Origin of the sequence: Streptomyces tendae (genome assembly GCF_008632955.1) — a bacterium.
Taxonomy (GTDB): Bacteria; Actinomycetota; Actinomycetes; order Streptomycetales; family Streptomycetaceae; genus Streptomyces.
The window spans coordinates 3095745-3119356 of sequence record NZ_CP043959.1; the positions used below are offsets into that span (position 1 = coordinate 3095745).

Here is a 23612-nt window from a genome sequence, read left to right on the forward strand (position 1 = left end):
TCGGCTCTTGGCCCGAACTCCTCGCCGCGCTGTCCCGGGCACCGAGACCTACAGCGTTCTGTCCGTCGAGGGCCTGGCCGTCTTCCAGCACTGGCGCGACGGCCGGTGCCTGGAGAACTTCGAACCCGGCCTGGACCAGCCCCCGTCCGCACCTCCCGGCCCTTGGTGGGACAGGGTTCGGGAAGCCCTGGCCGAGCGTGAGGGCTCCGGAATGGCCCCCGTGGTGTCCCTCGTCCTCGACCACCTCGGCCTCACCCTGGACGACGCGACCCTGGCCGGGCCCTGGCCCACCCTGACCGTCGCGGAGGACGACGCCCCGACCGCACCACGAGGTGACACCTACGCGGGTGAGGGCCCGGTCCCGCCGGGCGCCGTCGAGATCCTGTAGGCCCCAGGCCGTCCCCCACCGGTCGGGCCCTCAAGAGGCCGCGACCTCCAGCACCGTGACCCGGTGAGCGGGGGCCGGCCGTGGAGGGCGAGGATCTCGTCGGCGAGGGCGATGATCCGCAGCGGGTTGTCCTGCCGACGGGCCTCGATGCCCGCGGCGAGGAGCCCGGCGGGCACCGCTCCCGCATCGAGGAGGACGCGCCACTCCGCGGGCGGGAGGCGCAGATACTCGAGGTGGGTGAGACGGGATATCTCGCACGGATCGGCGAGAGTCCCCTCGTACGCACAGAGGGTCCGCAGACGCGGCAGGCCCAACACGGGGGCGAGGCTGAGGGGCTCCTTCTTCCACACCCCGATGCTGAGGACCTCCAGACCGGGGTGGGCGGCGGCCTCGACGCCGGGAACGGAGACATGATTGACGTGGGCGACGAGCGGGGGCCGTTCGACCCTCGGCACCGGCCTGCCGCCGAAGTGACGGTGGACGACCATGTCGGTGAGGGAGTCCGCGACCAGCCCGGCACCGACGTTGCCCTCGTGGCCGATGATGATCACCTGTCCCACATGCCCGTCCGGCCCCGGTGTGAGGTCGACGGCGATACGGTCCCCGCCCCCGTTGTCACCGAAGACGATCCAGCCCGGCGAACCGACGAGCTGCTGCACGGAATCCTCAGGGCCCGTCTCGACCGCCTCCATGGCGCCGAACTGCCACATCACCTCCCGGGACGCCGCGTCGGCGACGTACAGCTCGCCGAGGGGGAACAGCTCGCAGCCGATGATGTCGTACGGGTCCCGGAGGTCGTCCCAGTCCTCGTGCCGGCCCCGGACGACCTGGTAGAGAGCCCTCAGTTCGGGCGGCAGCGGCACGCCCAGACGCAGCTCGGCCGCCGCGATCTCCTCCTCGGTGGCGCCCACCGCGTGCGGGAGCCGTTCACGGAGAGTGCGCTGCAGCAGTTCCACGTCCGCGGACGCGGCCGGCACCGCGTCCGGTACCGGATCGGGCAGGCGGCGCACCGGCTCGGGCAGTGCCCCGTCCACGAGCAGGAGCGTGCCCGGGTGGGCGGTCGCGATGCCCGGCTCGGCGGAGGTGCTCGGTTCGATCAGGTGCAGCCGGAGACCTCCGGGTGTGGAGGAGGCCTCCACGACGAAGGAGACCCCGTCGCTCCCGTCCTTCATGAGCGCCTCGGTGATCAGGCCCACGGCGTCGAACTCGTCCTGGTTGTCCGAGACCAGTGAGGCATGCCCCGGCTGCGGGGGCCGGTATGGGAGGGGAACACTCCAGGCACCGGGGCTGATCTGCCCCGACACGTGCCCGCCGGGCGCGGCGAGCGTGTCCGCGTGCGCGGCGTGCAGTAGGCGCAGCAGGGGCTGCCAGGTGGTGAGGTCATGGAGCGAGGACAAGGGAGGTCTCCGAAGTATGAGGGATGGTGACGGCTACAGCAGGACGAGCAGCTTGGTCCCCGAGACCAGCTTGCGGTTGACCGAGGTCGACTGGACGAACACCGTGTAGGCCTCGTTGCTCCCCGGTGTCACCGTGACCTCCGTCGACGGCAGGCCGAGGAGCTGACGGGCGGCGGGACCGGTGAACACCTTCCCGGTCGTGCGGCCGGTGGCCGGGTCCTTCTCCGCCACCGCTATCTGCTTGCGGGCCTGGATCTTCTCCCGCTTGGACAGCTCGTAGAAGGCGCAGCCGGTCCTGTACGGATGCCCGGCGCTGGTGACGAAGTCGCGGATCGACGTCGGCCGGTCCACCGGGATCAGCACGTACTTGCCGGCGCCCAGGGCCTGGAGGCTGGACTTCACGTCCGCCGCGCTGAGGTCCTGGCCCATCGCGAACAGGTTCCTGGTGCCGCGCACGCCCTGCTCGCGGTCCCGCAGGAACCTCGTGGCGGCCGACTTGACGGCACCGATGGCCTCCTCGACACCCTGGTCGGAGTCGGCGTCCCAGATCGAGATGTTGCCCGTCGGGAAGCCGTACTGCTGGGCGGTGCGCTTGGCCAGCGAGTTCGGCACCATGATGGCCGAGGTCCAGTGGTCCGGCAGGGTGTTCATCTTGTCCGCGATGCGGCCGCGCCACTCGTCCAGGACGGCGCGGCCGTCGGGCAGGAGGTCGTGGCGCGCGCCGGTCGTGTCGGCGCCGGAGGCGTTCTCCTCGCCGTCGGTGACGACGACCTGGAGGAAGCTGTGCTCGCCGTACTCCTCCCAGATGTGACCGAGGTCGTCGAGCGCCTTCACCGACGCCTGGATCAGTGCCGTCGCGCCGTTCTCGACGGTGTACAGGCCCCGCATGGACGGCAGGTGCTTGACATCCATGTCCCACACCAGGTTCTCCACCAGGTGGTCGAAGGCGTAGAGGCTGATCCGGGTCTCGTGGCCGAGCCGGTCGGACTCCTCCGCCAGCCCCTTCACGAACTCGTCGACCACACGCACGAGTTGTTCGGAGTGGCCTCGCATCGAACCGGACTTGTCGATGACGAGAGCGACGTGGTTCACGAAGTGCTTCTTGAGCCGGTCCTTCACCGTGGCGCTCATCGCGTCCATCCCTTTCCCCCTCAGCCGCCGGGGAGCTCCCCAACGCCCTTTTCCGCAGGCGGACGTGCCCGTCCGAGGCGTGAGCCCCCGGATGGATCCTGGTCCGTCCAGATGATGGCTTCACCTTAGGGAGGGGCACTGACAACCGGGCCGAGCTGCGGTTTCCGCGGCTCGGGGGGTGTGCCTGGCACGTCTCGATTGCTTCACGGTGCTGTCCCGGTCGGGATCTTGCGGTGGGGGCGTCGCTGGAGCCGGGCTAACGTTCCAGGTCACCGGGGCGCACGTCCATGTGTTCGGTACGGCGTGCCCGGCCCGTTCATGTTCCTGACGCTTCACGGGGGTACGGCGAATGGCCGAGCGAAACAGCACAACGGGCGACGACACGTCGGGGGAGCCGGGGTTCTCCTCACGCCGGCGTCTGCTGCGGTTGGCCGCCGGAGGTCTCACACTGGCCGCCCTGACCGCCGGTACGGTCGGTTGCGACGACGGCGCGGTGGAGGCCGAGGACCCCGGAAGCGCCGGCGGCGAGCAGCCGAAGGGCGACGAGAAGAAGCCCCGCGACGGGGCCACGAGCGGGGACGGCACGGCACCGAAGCCGCTGTGGACGAGGACGACGTCCGCGGAGACGTACGGCGACAACGACGAACTCGTGGTCGCCGGCGGGGTGGTGCTCGCCAGCGGCAGCCCGCTGGTGGCCCTCGACACCGCGACCGGCAGGCAGAAGTGGTCCCTGCCGGGCGGCGTGGTCCCCGGCGCACCCCTGCTGCTCGGCAACGACACGCTGTACCTGGCCGGCAGTCGGTACGACGGCACCGTCACCGGATACGACCCCGCCTCGGGCAAGGAGACCTGGCGCAGCCGTCTGGGGCAGGGCTACCGGCAGCCGCGGCCCATCGCGGTGGACGGGACGCAGGTGTACGTCATCGCCGAGATCCTCGAGGACGACGGCTCGTCGAAGACGAACGTCATCGCGGCCCTCGACAGCACCACCGGCAGGATCGCCTGGAAGGAACAGCGCGACCTGGGCACCGTGCAGAACGGCATCCACGCCGCCGTCCGCGGCCGCCACCTCGTCTACACCGACTTCAGGAAGAACCTCACCGTCCGCGACACCGCCACCGGCGGCCAGGTGTGGACACGGAAGACGGCGAAGACGAACTACGGCTTCTTCGCCGTGCACGAGGACCTGGTCGTCGTCCCGCAAGGGAACGTCCTTCAGGCCTTCGGCCTCTCCGACGGCACGGAGAAGTGGAGCCTGAAATCCTCGGAGTTCGACCCCTTCAAGGAGCCGGCCGTGCTGGAGGACGTTCTCTACGTCGCCGACGGCGCACGGACGTTGCGGGCCGTCGACCCGCGAACGGGCAAGATCCTCTGGCGGTCGACGTCCCTCGCCGACGCGGGACTCCAGGTGCCGCGCCAGTACGTCAAGGTGGGGGACACCCTCTTCGGTGCCACGGACCTGGACACGAAGGGCGGCATCATCGCCATGGACGCGAAGACCGGTGACGTGCGCTGGACGTTCAACGACGGCAGCGGTGACCACCACGCATGGCTGGCGGCCACCGACGGCGAGCGCGTCTTCGCCCTCCACGGCACCGCACTGCACGCCATACCGGTGTGAGGAACGGGCCGGCCGGGTGGGCGGGTGAGGTGCGCTCAGAGGTGGCCGATCATCACGGTGTCGGAGTGGCGGCCAGGGGACTCCGGCCTGTCGGGTCACTGCTGACGTTCCTGATGCCGACGCGCCGCAGGTGAACGGTACGCAGAAGCCCTCCGCGTCCGGTCGTCGGACGCGGAGGGCCTCAGCGCTGCGGTTCAGGCAACCTCAGGGAGCCGCGGTAACAGCGGCCTCCTCACGGGCCGTTGTCTCGGCCGCCTCGCCCTCGTCCAGACCCACGTCCTTCGTCTCCCGTCCGAGCACCAGCGCCACCAGCGTCAGCAGCGCCATCGAGGACAGGTAGACGCCGACCAGCCAGGGCGAGCCGTCGCCGGTCTCCCACAGGGCCACCGCTATGAAGGGGGCGACGGCCGCGCCGAGGATCGAGCTGACGTTGTAGGAGATGCCGGAGCCCGTGTAGCGCACGCTCGTCGGGAACAGTTCCGGCAGCAGCGCGCCCATCGGGCCGAAGGTCATGCCCATCAGCGTGAAGCCGAACACCAGCCACAGCACCACGCCCACCGTGCCCAGGCCGATCAGCGGCACCCAGACCAGCCCGAACACCAGGATCCCGGCGGTGACCGCGATCAGCGTGGCGCGCCGGCCGTACCGGTCGGCGAGCGGGCCGGAGATCAGGGTGAACACGGCGAAGAACAGCACACCGAAGATCATCATCAGCACGAACGTCGTGTAGTCGTAGCCCAGCCCCGGCACGTCGGCGTCCTCCGCCGTACGGCCGTAGCTCAGCGAGAACGTCGTCATCAGGTAGAAGAGCACGTACGTCGCCAGCATGAAGAACGTGCCGAGGACCAGCTGCTTCCAGTGGTTGCGGAAGACCGTCGCCAGCGGCAGCTTGCGCACCAGCCCCGCCTCGCGCGTCTTGGCGAACACCGGCGCTTCGACCAGGCGCATCCGCACCCACAGGCCGATCGCGACCATCACCGCGGAGAACAGGAACGGGATGCGCCAGCCCCAGTTCAGGAAGGCCTCGGACGGCTTGGAGGGGTCGGCGCCGGCCGCGGACGGCAGCAGTGCGCCGATGGCGAGGAACAGGCCGTTGCCGATGATGAACCCCAGCGGGGCGCCCAGTTGCGGGAACGTGCCGTACAGGGCGCGCTTGCCCTTCGGGGCGTTCTCGGTGGCGACCAGGGCCGCGCCGCTCCACTCGCCGCCGAGCGCGAAGCCCTGCGCCAGCCGCATCAGCACCAGCAGCGCGGTCGCGACCCAGCCGGCCTGCGCGTAGGTGGGCAGGACACCGATGAGGAACGTGGCGATGCCCATGGTGAGGAGGGACGCCACGAGCGTTCCCTTGCGCCCGAGCCGGTCACCGAGGTGTCCGAAGACCACCGCGCCGATCGGGCGGGCGACCATCGCGGCACCGAACACGGCGAACGACGACAGCAGCGCGGTGGTGGGGTCGCTGCTGGGGAAGAAGAGCGTGGGGAAGACCAGAACGGCGGCGGTCGCGTAGATGTAGAAGTCGTAGAACTCGATCGTCGTGCCGATGAGGCTGGCGATGAGTACGCGCGAACGCGAGTTGACGGGAGCCGGGGCCGGACTGGTGGTTGGTGCGGGCATTTCACGGTCTTTCCACGGGGAACGATCACTCCACCCTGACAGAAGTCTCATGCCTCAGGAACGACGTACCAGGATGTGAGACGAATACGGTCTGACCTGGGCGCGGAAAATACGTGGCGCCGCGGGATCCCGTCTCCCTACACTCGGCGGGCAGGCGCCGCCCGCTTCCGGGCCGCGCGCACCGACCAGGGAGGGGAGTCAGGGCCATGCGTGACCACACCGCTGCCGCCGCTCCCCGTTCCCGGTCCCGCCGGACCGTGGTGATCCTGGTGTCTCCGGCCGCCCGGTGCCCGCTGCGCGGCCGGTACCGGATGCCCTGACGCACGTCCGCCCCGACCCCTCCGACGAGGGGTGCCCCGCGCCGTGCGCCGGGGGAGATCGCGCTGCCCTTCTCCGGTTCCCTCCGAAAGGCCACGGGCCATGCGCACCACCGACCCACTCGCCGTCGTCCGCAACCTCGGCATCCTCGCCCACGTCGACGCCGGCAAGACCACCGTCACCGAGCGGATCCTCTACGCCACCGGCACCACCCACAAGCGCGGCGAGGTGCACGACGGCACCACCGTCACCGACTTCGACCCGCAGGAGCGCGACCGCGGCATCACCATCTTCTCCGCCGCCGTGAGCTGCTCCTGGAACGGTCACCGGATCAACCTCATCGACACCCCGGGCCACGTCGACTTCGCCGACGAGGTGGAGCGCTCCCTGCGCGTCCTCGACGGCGCCGTCGCCGTGTTCGACGCGGTCGCCGGCGTGGAGCCGCAGAGCGAGTCGGTGTGGCGGCAGGCGGACCGGCACGGCGTCCCGCGCATCGCGTTCGTCAACAAGATGGACCGGGCCGGCGCCGATCTCGACGCAGCCGTCGCCTCCATCCGGGACCGGCTGCACCCGGTGCCGCTGGCCGTACAGCTGCCGGTCGGGGCCGAGGACGCCTTCACCGGGGTCGTCGACCTGCTCGGCATGCGCACCCTGACCTGGACCGACGACGGCGAGGCCCGCGACCCGGAGCCGGTGCCGGACGCACTGCGCGAGGAGGCGCAGCGCAGGCGCCGACTGCTGGAGGAGGCCGTGGCGGAGCTGCACCCGGCCGCGCTGGAGGAGTTCTGCGACACGGGCGCGCTCGGCACCGGGACGCTCACGGCGGCCCTGCGGGACCTGACGGCCCGCGGTGAGGCCGTGGTCGTGCTGTGCGGCTCGGCCTACCGCAACCGCGGGGTCGAACCGCTGCTGGACGCCGTCCTCGCCTATCTGCCGTCACCGCTGGACGTGCCGGCGGTACGCGGCACGCACGACGGCACCGAGCAGGAGCGGGCCGCCGACCCGGAGGCGCCGCTGGCCGCGCTCGCGTTCAAGGTGAACGCGACCGCCACCGGACGGCTCACCTACCTGCGCGTCTATTCCGGCACCGTCGAAAAGGGGGACACCGTGCGGGACGCCACCACCGGCCGCACCGAGCGCGTCGGCCGCATCCTGCGCGTCCGGGCCGACCGGCACGCGCGGCTGGACCGTGCCGTCGCCGGTGACATCGTCGCCGTGGTCGGACTGAAGTGCGCCCGCGCCGGTGCCACGCTGTGCTCGCCGGACGCCCCGCTGGTGCTGGAGCCGCCCGGTGTCGCCGAACCCGTCGTCTCGGTCGCGGTCGAGGCGCTGCGGAGCACCGACACCGGCCGTCTGACGCAGGCGCTGGCCCGGCTCGCCGAGGAGGACCCCTCGCTGGTCGTGCGTACCGACGCCGAGACGGGACAGACGGTGCTGTCCGGCATGGGCGAACTGCACCTGGAGGTCGCGGTCGAGCGCCTGCGGAGCGACCACGGACTGGGTGTCGCCGTCGGCCGGCCCCGCGTCAGCCACCGGGAGACCGTGGGCCGCGGTGTGTCGGGGTTCGTGTACCGGCACGTCAAACAGGACGGCGGCGCGGGCCAGTTCGCGCACGTCGTGCTCGACGTCGAGCCGCTGGACGACGCGGAGCGTGGCTTCGAGTTCCGTTCGACGGTCATCGGCGGCCGGGTGCCGCAGGAGTACGTCCGCGCCGTCGAGGCCGGCTGCCGGGACGCGCTGACCGAGGGGCCGTTGGGCGGTCACCCGGTGACGGGTCTGCGGGTCACGCTCACCGACGGGTCGACGCACGTCAAGGACTCCTCGGACACCGCCTTCCGCACCGCGGGCCGGCTCGGACTGCGGGACGCCCTGCGGGCGTGCGCGATGGTGCTGCTGGAGCCGGTCGCCGAGGTCACGGTCACCGTTCCGCAGGACGCGGTGGGCTCCGTGCTCGGTGACCTGGCCGCGCGCCGCGGCCGGGTCGGCGGCTCGGTCACCCGCGCGGGCGCGGCGGTCGTCACCGCGACCGTGCCGCTGGCCGAACTCTTCGGCTACGCGACGCGGTTGCGCAGCCGCACCCAGGGCCGCGGCACCTTCACCAGCCGGCCCACCGGCTACGCGCCGGCGCCGGCGCCCGCCACCGCGCGGTAGCTCTCGGTAGCGCGCGTGCGCGGCGGCCCCTCCCCGTCGTCCCGGCGGGGAGGGGCCGCCGGCGGCGGACGACGGAAGCGAGGGCGCCTGCCCGTACCGCGCGCTGTCCAAACCCTTGACGCGGCGCCCGCGGAAGGTTTAACTCACGTCCTAAATTAAGCCGTGAGGCGGTGCCGTGCGCGTAGAGAAACGCGCCGCCTCACGCCCCCGGAAAGGGACAACTGGAGCCATGCGCAGTATCCGAGCCGCGGCCACAGGCGCCGTCATGCTGTCTCTCGCACTCGCCGCCTCGGCCTGCGGAGGCGGTTCGAGCACGGGCGGCGGGTCCAACGACTCGCCGAAGGAACTCACCTACTGGGCCTCCAACCAGGGCGCCAGCATCGAGGTCGACAAGAAGGTCCTTCAGCCCGAACTCGACAAGTTCGAGAAGCAGACCGGCATCAAGGTCAAGCTGGAGGTCGTGCCCTGGTCCGACCTGCTGAACCGCATCCTCACCGCCACCACCTCCGGCCAGGGCCCGGACGTGCTGAACATCGGCAACACCTGGTCCGCCTCGCTCCAGGCGACCGGCGCCCTCCTGCCCTGGGACAAGGCGCAGTTCGACAAGATCGGCGGCAAGGACCGTTTCGTCGACTCCGCGCTCGGCTCCACCGGCGCCGAGGGGCAGGATCCGGCCGCCGTCCCGCTCTACTCCATGGCCTACGCCCTCTACTACAACAAGCAGATGTTCGCCGACGCGGGCATCGACGCCCCGCCCGCCACCTGGGACGAACTGGTCGCCGCCGGCAAGAAGCTGTCCAAGGACGGCAAGTGGGGCATAGGCATGGAGGGCTCCAACCCCTCCGAGAACATCCACCACGCCTTCGTCTTCGCCAAGCAGCACGGCGCCGGCTTCTTCACCGCCGACGGCAAGCCCGACTTCACGAGCGACGGCGCGGTCGCAGCGGTCAAGCAGTACGTCGACCTCATGGCGAAGGACAAGATCATCGCCCCGGGCAACGCCGAGTACGCGCAGAACCAGTCGGTCAGTGACTTCGCCAAGGGCAAGACGGGCATGCTGCTGTGGCAGTCCGCCTCCGCCAACCTGAAGTCCCAGGGCATGAGCGAGGACGCCTACGGCATCGCCCCGGTGCCCGTGCAGTCCGGCACCCCCGGCGCCGGCAAGCAGGTCAACTCCATGGTCGCCGGCATCAACCTCGCCGTCTTCAAGAACACCGACAACCTCGACGGCGCCAGTGAGTTCGTGAAGTTCATGACCAGCGACGCCGAGCAGAAGATCCTCAACACCGCCTACAGCTCCATCCCGCCGGTCAAGGCCGCCCAGGAGGACCCCGCCTTCAACTCCCCGTCCAACTCCGTCCTCAAGGACACCCTCGCCAAGAGCGCCGTCGCCCTGCCGCAGGTGCCCGACGAGTCCCAGTTCGAAACCGCCGTCGGCACCGCCGTCAAGGAACTGTTCGCCGACGCCGCCGCCGGCCGGCCCGTGACCACCGACTCGGTGAAGGCCGCGCTCACCAAGGCGCAGCAGCAGATGCCCACGAAGTGAGCCCCGACACCGCCATGACTGCCACTGCCCCCGCAGCTCAGGCCGCCGTGCGCAAGAGTCCCCCCGGTGCGGCGCGCGGCCCCCGCCGCCGCACCGGGCGGCTCCGCCGCATCGGACTGCCCTACCTGCTGCTCCTGCCCGCCCTGCTCCTCGAACTCCTCGTTCACCTGGTGCCGATGGTCATCGGCATCGTGATGAGCTTCAAGGAACTCACCCAGTTCTACATCCGCGACTGGAGCACCGCCCCCTGGGCGGGCCTCGACAACTACGCGGTGTCGGTCGACTTCGACGCCCCCGTCGGCAAGGCCCTGCTCCACTCGTTCCTCGTCACGATCGCCTTCACCCTGCTGTCCGTCGGCCTGTGCTGGCTGATCGGCACGGCCGCCGCCGTCTACATGCAGGACACCTTCCGCGGCCGCGGCCTGCTGCGCGCCCTGTTCCTGGTGCCGTACGCCCTGCCGGTCTACGCGGCCGTCATCACCTGGGTGTTCATGTTCCAGCACGACAACGGCCTGGTGAACCACGTCCTGCACGACCAGCTCGGCATCACCGACAAGCCCTCCTTCTGGCTGATCGGCGACAACAGCTTCGTCGCGCTGCTGACCGTGTCGGTGTGGAAGGGCTGGCCGTTCGCCTTCCTCATCGTGATGGCCGGACTGCAGAACATCCCGCGCGAGCTGTACGAGGCAGCCGCCCTCGACGGCGCCGGCATGATCCAGCAGATCCGCCGCATCACCCTGCCGTCGCTCCGCCCGGTCAACCAGGTCCTGGTGCTCGTCCTGTTCCTGTGGACGTTCAACGACTTCAACACCCCGTACGTCCTCTTCGGCAGGAGCGCGCCCGAGGCCGCCGACCTCATCTCCGTGCACATCTACCAGGCGTCCTTCGTCACCTGGAACTTCGGCGCCGGATCCGCGATGTCCGTGCTGCTCCTGCTGTTCCTGCTCGTCGTCACGGGCGTCTACCTCGCCCTCACCTCACGCGGACGGAGGACCGCCTCATGAGCCTGCCCCGGTCCCCGATGGCCCCGCCCCGCTCGTTCCTCTGGTCACGGCGGATCTTCCTCACCCTGCTCACCGGCTTCGTGCTGGTCCCGGTGTACGTCATGGTGTCCAGCTCGCTGAAGCCGCTCGCCGACGTCACCGGCGCATTCCGCTGGCTGCCGACCGAGCTGACCGTCCGCCCGTACATCGACATCTGGTCCACCGTCCCGCTCGGCCGCTACTTCGTGAACTCGCTGATCGTGGCGGGCGCGGCGACCGTGTGCTCGGTGGTGATCGCGGTGTTCTCCGCGTACGCCGTCAGCCGCTACTCCTTCCGCGGCAAGCGGGTCTTCACGGTGACCGTGCTGTCGACGCAGATGTTCCCCGGGATCCTGTTCCTGCTCCCGCTGTTCCTCATCTACGTCAACATCGGCAACGCCACCGGCATCGCCCTGTTCGGCTCCCGCGGCGGCCTGATCCTGACGTACCTGACCTTCTCCCTGCCGTTCTCCATCTGGATGCTGATCGGCTACTTCGACTCGGTGCCGCGCGACCTGGACGAGGCGGCGCTCGTGGACGGCTGCGGCCCGCTCGGCGCGCTGTTCCGCGTCGTCGTCCCGGCGGCCGTGCCCGGCATCGTCGCGGTCGCCGTCTACGCCTTCATGACCGCCTGGGGCGAGGTCCTCTTCGCGTCCGTGATGACCAACGACACCACCCGCACCCTGGCGGTCGGCCTCCAGGGCTACTCCACCCTCAACGACGTGTACTGGAACCAGATCATGGCCGCCTCCCTCGTGGTGAGCGTCCCCGTGGTCGCCGGATTCCTCCTCCTGCAGCGCTACCTCGTCGCCGGCCTCACGGCGGGAGCCGTCAAGTGACCCACCCCGAAAGGACTGTCGTGACCATCGACTACGCCGCCCTCCCCGACGACTTCCTGTGGGGCACGGCCACCTCGGCCTACCAGATCGAGGGCGCCGTGGCGGAGGACGGCCGTTCTCCGTCGATCTGGGACACCTTCTCGCACACCCCCGGCCGCATCGACAACGACGACCACGGCGACACCGCCTGCGACCACTACCACCGCTGGCGCGAGGACATCGGCCTGATGCGCCGCCTCGGCACCAACGCCTACCGGCTGTCCGTCGCCTGGCCGCGCGTGGTGCCCGGCGGCGACGGCCCGGTCAACGCCAAGGGCCTCGCCTTCTACGACCGGCTGGTCGACGGCCTGCTCGACGCCGGCATCACCCCGTCGGTCACCCTCTACCACTGGGACCTGCCCCAGGTCCTCCAGGACCGCGGCGGCTGGCCCGAACGCGACACCGCCGAGCACTTCGCCGCGTACGCCTCCGCCGTCGCCGAACGCCTCGGCGACCGCGTCCACCACTGGGCCACCCTCAACGAACCCCTGTGCTCCGCCTGGATCGGCCACCTCGAGGGCAAGATGGCCCCCGGCTGGACCGACCTGACGGCCGCCGTCCGCGCCTCCTACCACCTGCTGCTCGGCCACGGCCTGGCCGCCCGCGCCATCCGCGCCGCGGCCCCCGGCGCCCAGGTCGGCATCGTCAACAACCTCTCCACCATCCACGCGGCGAGCGACAGCCCCGAGGACCGCGCCGCCGCCGTCCGCATGGACGGCCACACCAACCGCTGGTGGCTCGACCCGGTCCACGGCCGCGGCTTCCCCGAGGACATGCGCGAGGTCTACGGCGTCGACCTCCCCGAACGCCCCGGCGACCTGGAGACCATCGCGGCCCCGCTCGACTGGCTCGGCCTCAACTACTACTTCCCACAGGTGGTCGCCGACGACCCTGACGGCCCGGCCCCCCGCGCCGCCTTCGTGCGCCGCGACGGCGTGCCCCGCACCGGCATGGACTGGGAGATCGACGCGAACGGCATCGAGGCCCTGCTCCTGCGGCTCACCGAGGAGTACGGCGCCCGCAAGCTCTACGTCACCGAGAACGGCTCCGCCTTCCCGGACGTCGTCCGCCCCGACGGCACCGTCGACGACCCCGAGCGCCAGGACTACCTCACCCGGCATGTGGCCGCCTGTGCCTCCGCCGCCCGCAAGGGCGCCCCGCTGGCCGGCTACTTCGCCTGGTCCCTGCTGGACAACTTCGAGTGGGCGTACGGCTACGACAAGCGCTTCGGCCTGGTCCACGTCGACTACGCCACCCAGGCCCGCACGATCAAGGGCTCCGGACACCGGTACGCGGACATCGTCCGGGGGCACGGGGAGCGGGTGCGGAAGGCGGCGTGAGGCTGTGGCGCCGGTGGGCGCGGGCAGGGTCCGTGCCCGCCGGCGGCCGCGGGTCAGGCGTCGCCGTTGAGCAGGGCGGCCGTGAGGACGTGACCGCCTACGCCCCAGCCTCCGTCGGCGACCTCGTCGACGAGCACTACGGTGGTGGCGCGGGCGCGTTCACCGTAGATCTCGGCGTACAGGTCGGTGGTGCGCTCGACGATCTTCCTCTTGTCGTCGGGGCCGAGGGTGTCGGCGGGGACCTTGAAGTGGGCGAAAGGCATGAGTGGTACTCCTTGGTAGCTCTGGGGGAGGCTGCGAACGCGGTACGGGCGCCGCACGGACGCTCTCAGGGGGCGCCGGAGGGTCCTGGATGGCCGACGGGGCTGGGGTGGCCGGTCGGTCCCCGGCGGCCTGCGGGTCTTGGATGGCCGGCCCGGCGGCCGGCCGGGTGCTCACACCATTCCGCCGTTGGCCCGCACGACCTGCCCGTTCACCCAGTGCCCTGCCGGGCCGGTGAGGAAGGCGGCGACCCGGGCGATGTCCTCGGGCGTGCCCAGCCGCTCCAGCGGCGGGGTCTTCGCGAGCCGGTCGATCTCCTCCGGCGTCTTGCCGTCGAGGAACAGGTCGGTGGCCGTGGGGCCGGGGGCTACGGTGTTCACCGTGATGTCCCGGCCGCGCAGCTCGCGGGCGAGGATCAGGGTGATCGACTCGACGGCGGCCTTGCTCGCCACGTACGCGCCGTAAGCGGGGAACTGTGCTCCGACCACGGAGGTCGACACGCCCAGGAAGGAGCCGCCGGGCCGCAGCCGCCGCGCGGCCTGCTGGGCCACCACGAAGGCGCCGCGGATGTTGGTGCGGTGCATCGCGTCGAGGGCGGCCAGATCGAGGTCGGCGACGGGCGACAGGACGAGGCGGCCGGCGGCGTTCACCACGACGTCCACGCCGCCGAACTCCTGCTCCGCCCGGTCGAACAGCGCGGCGACCGCGTGCTCGTCCGCCACGTCCGCCCGCACGGCGATCGCCCTCCCGCCGTCGGCGGTGATCGCCATCACGGTCTCCTCGGCCGAGGCCGCGTCCCTGGCGTAGTTCACCACCACCGCCAGACCGTCGCGGGCCAGTTGGAGCGACACCGCGTGGCCGATGCCGCGCGAACCGCCGGTGACGACGGCGACCCGCCCGGGGTCCGGTGTGCGAAGGCTGTCATTCGTAGTCATGCCTCCACGGTGCGCGGTCCCGGCCCGCGCAACCAGGGGATGCCATCCCCTGGGTCGGCGCCCCGGCCGGGCACAGAATGGTGCACATGGGTTCTGCGAAGTACACCGAGCTCGGGGCGTTCCTGCGGTCGCGCCGGGACCGCATCCGCCCGGCCGACGTGGGTCTCCCCGCCGGCCCGCGGCGCCGGGTGCCCGGTCTGCGCCGGGAGGAGATCGCCCAGCTCGCCGGGGCATCGGTGGACTACTACAACGAACTCGAGCGCGGAGCCGGCTCCCAGCCGTCGGAACAGATGATCGCCGCCCTGGCCCGGGCGCTGCGGCTGACCGCCGACGAGCGTGACTACCTCTACCGGCTGGCGGACCGTCCCGTGCCCGCCTCGGGCGGCGTGACCGCGCACGTCCACCCCGGCATGCTCGACCTGCTCCAGCGGATGCCGTCCACTCCCGCGCAGGTCATCACCGACCTCCACGTCACCCTCGTGCAGAACCGGCTCGCGGTGGCACTGCTCGGCGACCAGTCGGGCTTCCGCGGACCGCGCGCGAGCTTCGTCCACCGTTGGTTCACCGAGCCCGACGCACGCCTGCTCTACCCGGAGGCCGACCACGCGACCCAGTCGCGGGCGTTCGTCGCCGACCTCCGCGCGGCCGCCGCCCGCAGGGACGCCAAGGACACCGAGGCCGCCTCGATGATCCGCACCCTGCTGCACGCCTCGCCGGAGTTCGCCGTCCTCTGGGCCGACCACGACGTGGCGTTCCGCCGCGACGACCGCAAGCGGATCCGGCACCCCGCCCTCGGGGTCGTGGAGGTCAACTGCCTGAACCTGTTCAGCGAGGACGGCCGACAGCGCCTGCTGTGGTTCACCCCCGCCCTGGGCACCGACAGCGCGGACCTCCTCGATCTGCTCGCGGTCCTCGGCACACAGGACGTGGTCGAGTCCGGGGCGTGAGGGGGCCGGTCGACCGGGGGTGCTCCGGCACGTCCGGGCGTCGTGACCTGTGCCGGCCCACCTCACCCTTCTCCCTGTTGCCGGGTAACCTCGTCCACATCGTCAACGCGGCCCGACGGGCTTCCGCTCCAGTCGGTGGAGTCACAAAGGACATGCCCCCACCCGCACGAGTCACTTCGTGCTGCCTGGGGGGAAGTTCCAGCGTCCCTGGCGTGCCGTCTCCCTGGCCGAACCGCGCGGCGCATGCGCAATCCTCGGACGGATACCGAGCAGCGATCCGGCGTTCCCGCGGGAGGAACCTGGGGACCTTTGTGCACCCGAGGCTGGACACCGTTGTGCAGGTGCCCAGCCTCCGATGTCAGCCACTGGCCAGTAGTGCCTCGATGGCCTCGGCCGTGACGGGATACGTGACCGTCAACACCGCGCCCGGTGCACCGGCGTCGCCGGTCGGCGCCCAGCCCTCCTCGCACCCCAGCAGCCCCGCCACCGCGTCGCACGCCGACGGATGCGCGGCGAGCAGCGTGGCTCCCCGGGGTGCCGTGGCCGCGTGCCGGGCCCGGGAGGCCGCGAACGGGTCCTCCTGCGGCGTCCGCCACGGCGGCACCCACGCGTCCAGTGCCGGCAGCCGGCCCGGGAAGATCCGGCCCGCCTCGCGGATCAGCAGCGGGGCGAGGTCCGCCGCGCCCTTGCGCAGGGTGGTGATCAGCAGCGGCAGCCACGGGAGCAGCACCGTGTCCGGCAGGCGCCCGAAGGCGTTCGACACCGCCTCCACCACCACGTCCGCCAGCCCCGGCACCGGCTCCAGCGCGTGCACGAAGCCGTTGAGGTAGCGCGGGTAGGCGGGCACCACCAGCGGATTGTCCAGCAACGCGTCGCACCGGGACCGCAGTTCGGTACGCGACAGGGTGCCGAGCTGCACCTGTGCCGCCCATAGCAGTGCCGTCTTCGACGGGTCGTCCGGGTGGGACTGGGCGACCGCCAGCTCCAGTTGCGTACGGTCGCAGCCCAGCGACAGCGCGAGGCTCTCCATGCTGAACAGGAAGCCCAGCATCGCCGCGACCTGCCCCACCGTCGCGTCCTCGTCCCGGAACGCGGTCGGCAGCAGCGTGCAGTAGTGGGCGTACCCCGTCTTGACGAACGACTCGATCCACGCGGGCAGCGTCGGCCGGCTCGTCCGGTAGTACGCCAGCAGCGCCCGGGCCCGGCGCAGCACCTCCGGCGCCCCGTCGACACTGCGCTCCGCCGCCAGCACCTTCAACGCGTGCGTGCCCAGCTCGTCCGCCAGTCGCCCGCTGCGCAGGTACAGCAGGGTGTCCTCGACGGCCGCCAGCACCCCCGCCGTCGTCGCCCGCGGCCCGTACGCCTCGCGCCGCAGCCGCTGCTCCAGCACCTGTTCCAGGCTGACGCCCTCGTAGCCGAGTTCGATGAGCGCCCGCTGATGGGTACCGAGGGCCAGGTCCCAGGACTCCTGGATCGACCGCTCACCCAGTCGCCGCTCACCCATGATCGGCCGGGCCGCGCCCTGCGGCATCAGCCGCCGCAGCATCCACAGCACGTCGGAACACGCCTCGAGCTCCGGACGGCCCGCGATGTCCAGCAACGCCCGCTGCACACCGCGCTGTTGCAGCTTCAGCCCGAGCGGCTTCAGCCGGTCGTACACGTCCCGGGCGAGCGGCGGCAGCGCCTCGTAGCCCACCTGCCCGATCCGGTCGCCGCCCATCATGATCTCGACGAGCCGGCGCACGTCCCGCCGCCCGGGCACCCTGTCCTTCTCGATGCAGGTGACCGCCGCGTCCTGGAAGTCGTACGGCGTCGGCCTCGCCCGGTCCCGCATGCCCGCGAGGAGGATCGACGTCTCGAAGACGGCGATGGCGTCGGCGGTGGAGGCGAGGTACCCGTTGCGCCGGGCCGCCCGCACGATGTCCACGGACCAGCCGAGCAACTCCGCCTCGTCCAGACCGTCCAGGACGGGGGGCTGGTGGAGGAACCCGGACAGCCGGTCCGTGGCCGGCGCTTCGGCAGTGGACGTGGCGGCGGGCAGCGCCTTCTTCGCGCGGGACGCCCGCGCCCCCGCCTGGCCCTCCAGCCGGTACGGCCGCACCTTCGTCCGCTTGAGACTCTTCTGCCACTGGGCCGCCGCTATCGACACCGAGCCGGCCGCCAGGCCGAACTGCGCCTCGATCGCCGCGTGACTCGACGGGATCAGGCCGTACTGCCAGGTGGTCGCCGTGCGCGGGGAGATCGTGAACGCGCCCGAGCGGCCGTGCACGCCGAACTCCTCCACCCTGCTGGCCGCGTGGAACGCCCCGCACACGTACAGGCAGTCCTCCGGGTCCGCGCCCGTCGTCGTCAGGTGCTCGCGCATCCGCGTCCACATGTACCGCTCGCGGTCCTCGTCCACCCGGACGCGGTCGCCGTCGCCCGGCGCCAGCCGCCGGAACAGGCTGCCGATGAGGAACATCACCTGGCGGTAGGTGTCGTGGTCGCTGTCCCCGAGCGGCACCTCGACGTACTGGTGCCACCACTCCGACCAGTGCCGCACCTTGCCGTGGCGGAGCAGATGCTCCTCCAGCTCCGCGAACCGGGGGCGCAGGTCGCCGATCTCGACGCCGACCGCCTCGCCGTGCAGCGCGGCCTCCTCGGCCTGGGGAGTGTCCTCCTCCTCTGAAGTGCCCCCGGTGTCCGCGGTGTCGGCGCGGTCCCACTGGAAGACGTGGTCGGAGGAGCGGTCGACCAGGACCAGTTCCACGCCCGGGGTGTCCAGGGCGTAGGCGATGGCCTGGTACTCGGCGGACGCCTCGGTGATCGGTGCGACGACCGACAGCGGGGCCCACTCCTGGGGGAAGCCGTCGATCTCGCCCGCGAACGCCTGGACCGCCACCGGCAGCCGGCAGTTGCGCAGCTCGGACAGCAGCGGCGCCATGTCCTCGCACAGCTCCAGGTACACGACCTTGGGCTGCTTCTCCCGCAGCCGGCGGGCCATGGCCAGGGCGGAGGCGGGGGAGTGGTGGCAGACGGGGAAGATCTCCAGCGGCTCACGCACCGCCCGGTCGACGTCGTCCACCAGGCCCAGGAGGATGCCCTCCAGGGCGTCGGGTCCGCCGGCGAACTCGGCCGCCGCCTCCTGCAGTTGTGTACGCAGCGCGGTGAACACACCGCTTCCCTGGGGCCCGCTCACGACAGGGTGGCGATCGCGTCGCGGCCGCCCTCGAGGAACTCCGGCCAGGCCCCGCCCTCGTCCTTGCTGCGGGGCTCGACGACCCCATGCAGGTACTTGTTGAGTATGGCCAGGTCCTCCGGCTCGCGCCGGGTCAGCGACCCGACCAGCGAGGATGCCAGGGTGCGGGCGGTGAGGGCGCGCTCGCCGAAGAAGTTGCTGTGCAGGACCGCGTCCTCCAGCACACCGATCTGCTCGGCCGTCGACAGCGCGGACTCCAGCTTCTCGTCGTCGCTGCCGGCCGACGCGGCGGAGGCCCGCAGATCGGCGAAGCTCTGCAGCAGCACGTCCAGCAGCGTCGGCGGCACGTCCAGGTCGATCGAGTGGCGGCGCAGCAGTTCCTCGGTGCGGAAGCGGACGATCTCCGCCTCGCTCTTCTTGTTCGTCACCACCGGGATGCGGACGAAGTTGAAACGGCGCTTCAGCGCGGACGACAGGTCGTTGACACCCCGGTCGCGGCTGTTGGCGGTGGCGATGATCGAGAAACCGGGCTTGGCGAACACGATGTTGTCATCGCCGCCACCGCTCTCCAGTTCGGGAACGGAGATGTACTTCTCGGAGAGGATCGAGATCAGCGCGTCCTGCACGTCACTGGTGGAACGCGTCAGCTCCTCGAAGCGGCCGATGGCGCCGGCCTCCATCGCGGTCATGATCGGCGACGGGATCATCGACTCACGCGACTGGCCCTTGGCGATCACCATCGACACGTTCCACGAGTACTTGATGTGGTCCTCGGTGGTGCCGGCCGTGCCCTGGACGACCAGGGTCGAGTTGCGGCAGATCGCCGCCGACAGCAGCTCGGCCAGCCAGCTCTTGCCGGTGCCCGGGTCGCCGATGAGCAGCAGCCCGCGGTCGGAGGCGAGGGTGACGATCGACCGCTCCACGAAGCTGCGGTCACCGAACCACTTCTGCGAGATCTCACGGTCCAGTCCGTCGGCCCGCTCGGAGCCGAGGATGAACAGCCGCACCATCTTGGGCGACAGACGCCACGAGAACGGCTTGGGGCTGTCGTCGACCGACTCCAGCCAGTCGAGCTCCTCGGCGTACTTGATCTCGGCGGGAGCGCGCAGCAGTTCGGACATGAGGAATGAGCCTTTCGAGGTATGGGAAAGTCGAGAAGTCGACAGGGTGAGAAATCGAAGCGCCGGGACGTCGAGAAGCCGACGGTCAGGTGAGGAACGTCTTCAGCTCGTGCACGAGCTTCTTGATGTGCCCGGATATCACCGGCGTACCGAGGTCCTTGAATTTCTCCCGGAACCAGGGGTTGACGCTGCCGCGGCCGGAGCTGGTCACGGACCCCACCGGGATGAACTTCGCCCCGGAGCGGTGGATGGCGGCCATGCTCTCGAACAGCTCGTCCGTGCGCCATTCGTAGAAGTCGGAGATCCACACCACGACGGTGTTGCGCGGCTCGGCGATCTTCGGCTGGGCGAGCGTCATGGCGACGGTGCCGTCGGTGCCGCCGCCGAGCTGGGTGCGCAGCAGCGTCTCGAACGGGTCGTGCGCCCAGGGCGTCAGGTCCAGCGCCTGTGTGTCGTACGCGATCAGGTGGACGTCCACCTTCGGCAGGCCGGCGAAGATCGAGGCCAGGATGGTGCAGTTGACCATCGAGTCCACCATGGACCCCGACTGGTCCACCACGACGATGAGCCGCTGTGGGGTCGTCTTGCGGCTGGTGTGCCGGTAGTAGAGGCGGTCGACGTAGAGCCGCTGCTCCTCCGGGTCCCAGTTGGTGAGGTTCTTCCAGATCGTGCGGTCCATGTCGAGGTTGCGGAAGACCCGCTTGGGCGGCACGGACCGGTCGAGCTCACCGACCGTGGCCTTCTCCACCTGTGTGCGCAGCACCTCGGTGACCTCGTCGACGTAGCGCCTGATCAGCGCCTTGGCGTTGGCGAGGGCGACCCCGGCGAGGTTGTTCTTGTCCCGCAGCAGCTGCTCGATGAGCGACATGCTCGGCGTCAGCCGTGAGGCGAGCGCGGGGTCGGCCAGCACCTCCCGCAGATGCATGCGCCGCACGAGTCCGGCCTCGATCGAGCCCAGCTCCGGACCGATCTCCGGGATCAGCCTGCTCAGGTCGGGCGCGGGCATGCCGGCACCGGTGCCCGTCGGGCTGACGCCCCCGCCGGCGCCCGCACGGTTGCGCCCGCCCCGGCCGCCACCGCGCAGGTCACCGGGCCGGCAGCCCAGCGCCCGCTCCAGCCAGCCGGCGTCGGACTGCCAACGGGCCAGCTGTTCGGCGGTGACCGTGCCGTTGCCGGTCGCGAAGACGTTGAGCAGCACCTTCGACGCCAGCGCCGCCCGCCGCACCTCGGCGGCCCGGTCACGGGCACCGTCCGCGTCCGGCTCGGGCGTCATCAGTCCGTCGAACTCGGCCGCCAGATCCGGGTGCCGCTGCACCATCGAGTCGACGGAAGCCTCCGGGTCGAGCAGCGCCGCCGGGAGACCGATGTCCTCGACCACGGCGACACTCGCCGACTCCAGGGACGCCTGCTCCTCCGGGTCGAAGAGGCGGGCCAGCAGCCGCCAGTACAGGATTTGCCGTCGGTTCTCGTCCGGGTCGGGGGCGGGAGCTGGGGCGGAGCCGGCGCCGGGGGTGTGAATGGGGGCGGAGCCGGGGCCGGGGGCGTCAGTGGGGACGGAGCCGGGGCCACCCGGGGCTCCCTCAGTCCCTTCGCCGCCGAGGGTCACCTCGCTCATTTCCGCAGCAGCCTTCCCGCGCGCTCGCGCAGCACGTTGACGGCGTCGGTGGCCGCCTTCTCGGCCCGTACGCCCGCCTTGTCGGCGGTGCCTCCGGCCCACGCCCCCGCGTGCACGGCGACGGGCTTCTTCCGCACCGTCCGTTCCACGGCCAGCGGCTGGAGCAGGAACTCCCCGGCGTCCCAGCGCAGCAGCCCGAGGCACGCGCCGGACGTGGCCACGGCCTCCGCGGTCAGCGGCCCGGCGGCGGGCACCCGAGCGGTGTCGACGGTGAGACGTCCCCCGGCGAACCGGAAGGTGACCCCGTCGTCCTCCTCCTCGACGGCGTACCCCTCCATCAGCACGGGTACGGCGATCCGCGCCGGGTGCCGGTCCACCGGCGCCACGGGGGCGGCGGTCGCGGTGGGCAGCGCCACCCGGGCGGTGGCGAAGACGTCGGCGGGCTCGCCCTGGGTGGCGCGGGCGTCGTCCCAGATCAGGTCGCCCTCCGCGGTGACGGGCATGGCGTCGAGTTCCATGGCACGTCCCTCGCTCACGGCGGCCAGCAGGGACATGTGCGGCCGCAGCAGCTGCCACAGTCCGGCTCCGACGACGGTGTCCGGCTTGGGTGCGGACACGCCGGCCCGCACCAGCCGCGGCGTCGTGCCGTCCGCCGGCTCGAACACCGCGTGCACCTGCGCCTGCACGGCGGTGGCGTGTTCGTGCAGGTCGACACCGAGTGGCAGCAGACGGCCGGTGACCTCCGTGACGGCTGTCGCCTGGTCCGCACCCGGCAGCGTCAGCAGCATCGCCCGCGACCACAGGTCGGCCCACCGGCGCACCGGCACCCGCTCCAGAGTGGCGCCGGGGCACGAGGCGGCGAGTTCCGCGGCGAAGCCGTCGAGCAGCGTGGCCGGCCGCCGCAGCGACGGCTCGGGCAGCATCGCGCTCACGACGGGAGCGGCACCGCCGACCAGTTCGTGGTCGATGCCCTGCCAGCCTGCCCGCGCCAGGTCGCACAGCCAGCCGCGCGCCGCCGTCAGCAGGTTCACCGGGCGCTCCGCGCCCGCGGCCGGGGCGGACGCCGCTTCGTCGCGCGCACGCCCGACCGCCTCCTCGACCCGCTCGACGAGCGCGTCGTGCACGGAGCCCAGCAGCGCGGTGCGCGCGGCGGCGAGTGCCATGAAGTGGTCCTCGTCCGCGGCGCCCGCCGCGGACTTCTCGGCCGCCTCGGCGACCCGCCCGGCCAGGGGGGACCCGGCGACGGCGTCCGCGAGCCCGGCCAGACCGGCGGCCCGGGCCGGCTGCGGACGGAGCAGCCCGCCGACGAGCACCTGGTCGAATCCGTCCACGGCGGCCAGGGACTCGTCCAGCCCGTCGACCACGTCGGTCAGCAGGTCCACACGCATCACGCCACCGCCCCGGTCGCCGGGAACCAGTGCATCTCGGGCACGGGAGCGGTCGTCGGCGTGAACTCCAGATAGGCCAGATGGCGCAGGAAGCGGCTGAACACCTGAGCCGCGGCCGACTTGTCGCCCTGGGCGGGGCGCGTGGACGTCATGGCGACGGTGAGGGCGTGCGCGTCGGCCTCCTCACCGGGGACCTCCACCTTCAGGTACCGGGCGACGCGCTCCGGGCCGTACTGCAGCACGGCCTCGCCGATCAGCGCCCGTATGTGGTTGCAGAACGCTCCGCGCGCCCCGCCACAGGGCCGGTTGTTGTTGGTGCTGCACGAGAAGGCGTACGTCCCCGCCTCCACCGACGACACGTACACCCGTCCGATGTCGGAGCCGCTGGACACCACCCCCTGCAACCGCCCGTCCGCCAGCTCGACGAACGGCACCTTGGCCAGCTTCCGCGGCCGTGCGGACGGCACCACCCGCACTGTGCTCGACCTCTCCCAGACCGACAACGCACCATCTCCCATGCATGCGAAAGGGGATGTCCTCGCCGGATCGGCGGGACGTGAGGAAATCTATCGACGGCCACTGACAACGGCCCGGGGCTGTGGACAAGCGGGGGAGACCGCCCGGGGCCGCCCCTCCCGGCGTAGGCCGATCGGCCGAGCGTCCGACCAACTGTTCGTCCGACTCGCCTTCTTGACGTGCGTTCCCACAGGTCGATACTTGTCCAGCGTGCGTTAAGTGACTGTTCGTGACGCCGTCAGCAC

General features: G+C 71.4%; 18 protein-coding genes. 8 read left to right on the forward strand and 10 right to left on the reverse strand.

What is annotated here, in order from left to right:
• The first annotated feature begins 7 nt into the window (after positions 1–7).
• Complete coding sequence (locus F3L20_RS34550) at positions 8–388, forward strand: hypothetical protein (protein ID WP_240810982.1); 381 nt, start codon at positions 8–10, stop codon at positions 386–388.
• Here the strand turns inward: F3L20_RS34550 and F3L20_RS14290 are convergent.
• Positions 340–1785 carry an SMI1/KNR4 family protein gene (locus F3L20_RS14290; protein WP_240810898.1) on the reverse strand — a complete coding sequence of 482 codons (1446 nt, stop codon included), beginning with the start codon at positions 1783–1785 and terminating at the stop codon, positions 340–342. The genes F3L20_RS34550 and F3L20_RS14290 overlap by 49 nt on opposite strands.
• A 33-nt stretch (positions 1786–1818) precedes the next feature.
• Positions 1819–2925, reverse strand: a complete 1107-nt coding sequence (locus F3L20_RS14295) for a vWA domain-containing protein (RefSeq protein ID WP_150154714.1) — start codon at positions 2923–2925, stop codon at positions 1819–1821.
• A 340-nt stretch (positions 2926–3265) separates the two neighbouring features.
• On the opposite strand from F3L20_RS14295, the gene F3L20_RS14300 reads away from it, so the two are divergent.
• Complete coding sequence (locus F3L20_RS14300; RefSeq protein WP_150154715.1) at positions 3266–4537, forward strand: PQQ-binding-like beta-propeller repeat protein; 1272 nt, start codon at positions 3266–3268, stop codon at positions 4535–4537.
• Between the two features lie 204 nt (positions 4538–4741).
• Here the strand turns inward: F3L20_RS14300 and F3L20_RS14305 are convergent, their stop codons facing one another.
• A complete protein-coding gene (locus tag F3L20_RS14305) occupies positions 4742–6151 on the reverse strand; it encodes an MFS transporter (protein WP_150154716.1) in 1410 nt (469 codons plus the stop codon).
• A 420-nt stretch (positions 6152–6571) separates the two neighbouring features.
• On the opposite strand from F3L20_RS14305, the gene fusA reads away from it, so the two are divergent.
• From fusA to F3L20_RS14330, 5 genes are all read left to right on the forward strand, one after another.
• The gene (gene fusA / locus F3L20_RS14310; protein ID WP_150154717.1) at positions 6572–8620 is read left to right on the forward strand and encodes an elongation factor G; all 2049 of its coding nucleotides are present in this window, start codon (positions 6572–6574) and stop codon (positions 8618–8620) included.
• 229 nt (positions 8621–8849) lie between these two features.
• On the forward strand, positions 8850–10166 hold the full coding sequence (locus tag F3L20_RS14315; protein ID WP_150154718.1) for an ABC transporter substrate-binding protein: 1317 nt from the start codon (positions 8850–8852) through the stop codon (positions 10164–10166).
• Between the two features lie 14 nt (positions 10167–10180).
• The gene (locus tag F3L20_RS14320; protein WP_145826300.1) at positions 10181–11170 is read left to right on the forward strand and encodes a carbohydrate ABC transporter permease; all 990 of its coding nucleotides are present in this window, start codon (positions 10181–10183) and stop codon (positions 11168–11170) included.
• Between the two features lie 17 nt (positions 11171–11187).
• Positions 11188–12027, forward strand: a complete 840-nt coding sequence (locus tag F3L20_RS14325; protein WP_150157333.1) for a carbohydrate ABC transporter permease — start codon at positions 11188–11190, stop codon at positions 12025–12027.
• A gap of 20 nt (positions 12028–12047) precedes the next feature.
• Positions 12048–13406 carry a GH1 family beta-glucosidase gene (locus F3L20_RS14330; RefSeq protein WP_206338895.1) on the forward strand — a complete coding sequence of 453 codons (1359 nt, stop codon included), beginning with the start codon at positions 12048–12050 and terminating at the stop codon, positions 13404–13406.
• 53 nt (positions 13407–13459) lie between these two features.
• Here the strand turns inward: F3L20_RS14330 and F3L20_RS14335 are convergent, their stop codons facing one another.
• Together F3L20_RS14335 and F3L20_RS14340 are read right to left on the reverse strand one after the other, a co-directional pair.
• On the reverse strand, positions 13460–13669 hold the full coding sequence (locus F3L20_RS14335) for a tautomerase family protein (RefSeq protein ID WP_150154720.1): 210 nt from the start codon (positions 13667–13669) through the stop codon (positions 13460–13462).
• A 171-nt stretch (positions 13670–13840) separates the two neighbouring features.
• On the reverse strand, positions 13841–14602 hold the full coding sequence (locus F3L20_RS14340; RefSeq protein WP_150154721.1) for an SDR family oxidoreductase: 762 nt from the start codon (positions 14600–14602) through the stop codon (positions 13841–13843).
• An 86-nt stretch (positions 14603–14688) separates the two neighbouring features.
• Here F3L20_RS14340 and F3L20_RS14345 point away from each other — a divergent pair, with 86 nt between their 5' ends.
• On the forward strand, positions 14689–15549 hold the full coding sequence (locus F3L20_RS14345; RefSeq protein ID WP_150154722.1) for a helix-turn-helix transcriptional regulator: 861 nt from the start codon (positions 14689–14691) through the stop codon (positions 15547–15549).
• Positions 15550–15907: 358 nt separating this feature from the next.
• On the opposite strand, the gene F3L20_RS14350 is transcribed toward F3L20_RS14345, so the two are convergent.
• From F3L20_RS14350 to F3L20_RS14370, 5 genes are all read right to left on the reverse strand, one after another.
• On the reverse strand, positions 15908–18727 hold the full coding sequence (locus tag F3L20_RS14350; RefSeq protein WP_150154723.1) for a DUF5682 family protein: 2820 nt from the start codon (positions 18725–18727) through the stop codon (positions 15908–15910).
• On the reverse strand, positions 18724–19848 hold the full coding sequence (locus F3L20_RS14355) for an ATP-binding protein (protein WP_150154724.1): 1125 nt from the start codon (positions 19846–19848) through the stop codon (positions 18724–18726). The genes F3L20_RS14350 and F3L20_RS14355 overlap by 4 nt, the downstream gene beginning before the upstream one ends.
• An 85-nt stretch (positions 19849–19933) precedes the next feature.
• On the reverse strand, positions 19934–21463 hold the full coding sequence (locus tag F3L20_RS14360) for a vWA domain-containing protein (RefSeq protein WP_240810899.1): 1530 nt from the start codon (positions 21461–21463) through the stop codon (positions 19934–19936).
• Positions 21460–22851, reverse strand: coding sequence for a hypothetical protein (locus F3L20_RS14365; RefSeq protein ID WP_150157335.1), 1392 nt, complete (start codon positions 22849–22851; stop codon positions 21460–21462). Before F3L20_RS14365 ends, F3L20_RS14360 begins: the two co-directional genes overlap by 4 nt.
• Complete coding sequence (locus tag F3L20_RS14370) at positions 22851–23369, reverse strand: hypothetical protein (protein WP_206338896.1); 519 nt, start codon at positions 23367–23369, stop codon at positions 22851–22853. The genes F3L20_RS14365 and F3L20_RS14370 overlap by 1 nt, the downstream gene beginning before the upstream one ends.
• Between the last annotated feature and the right edge of the window lie 243 nt (positions 23370–23612).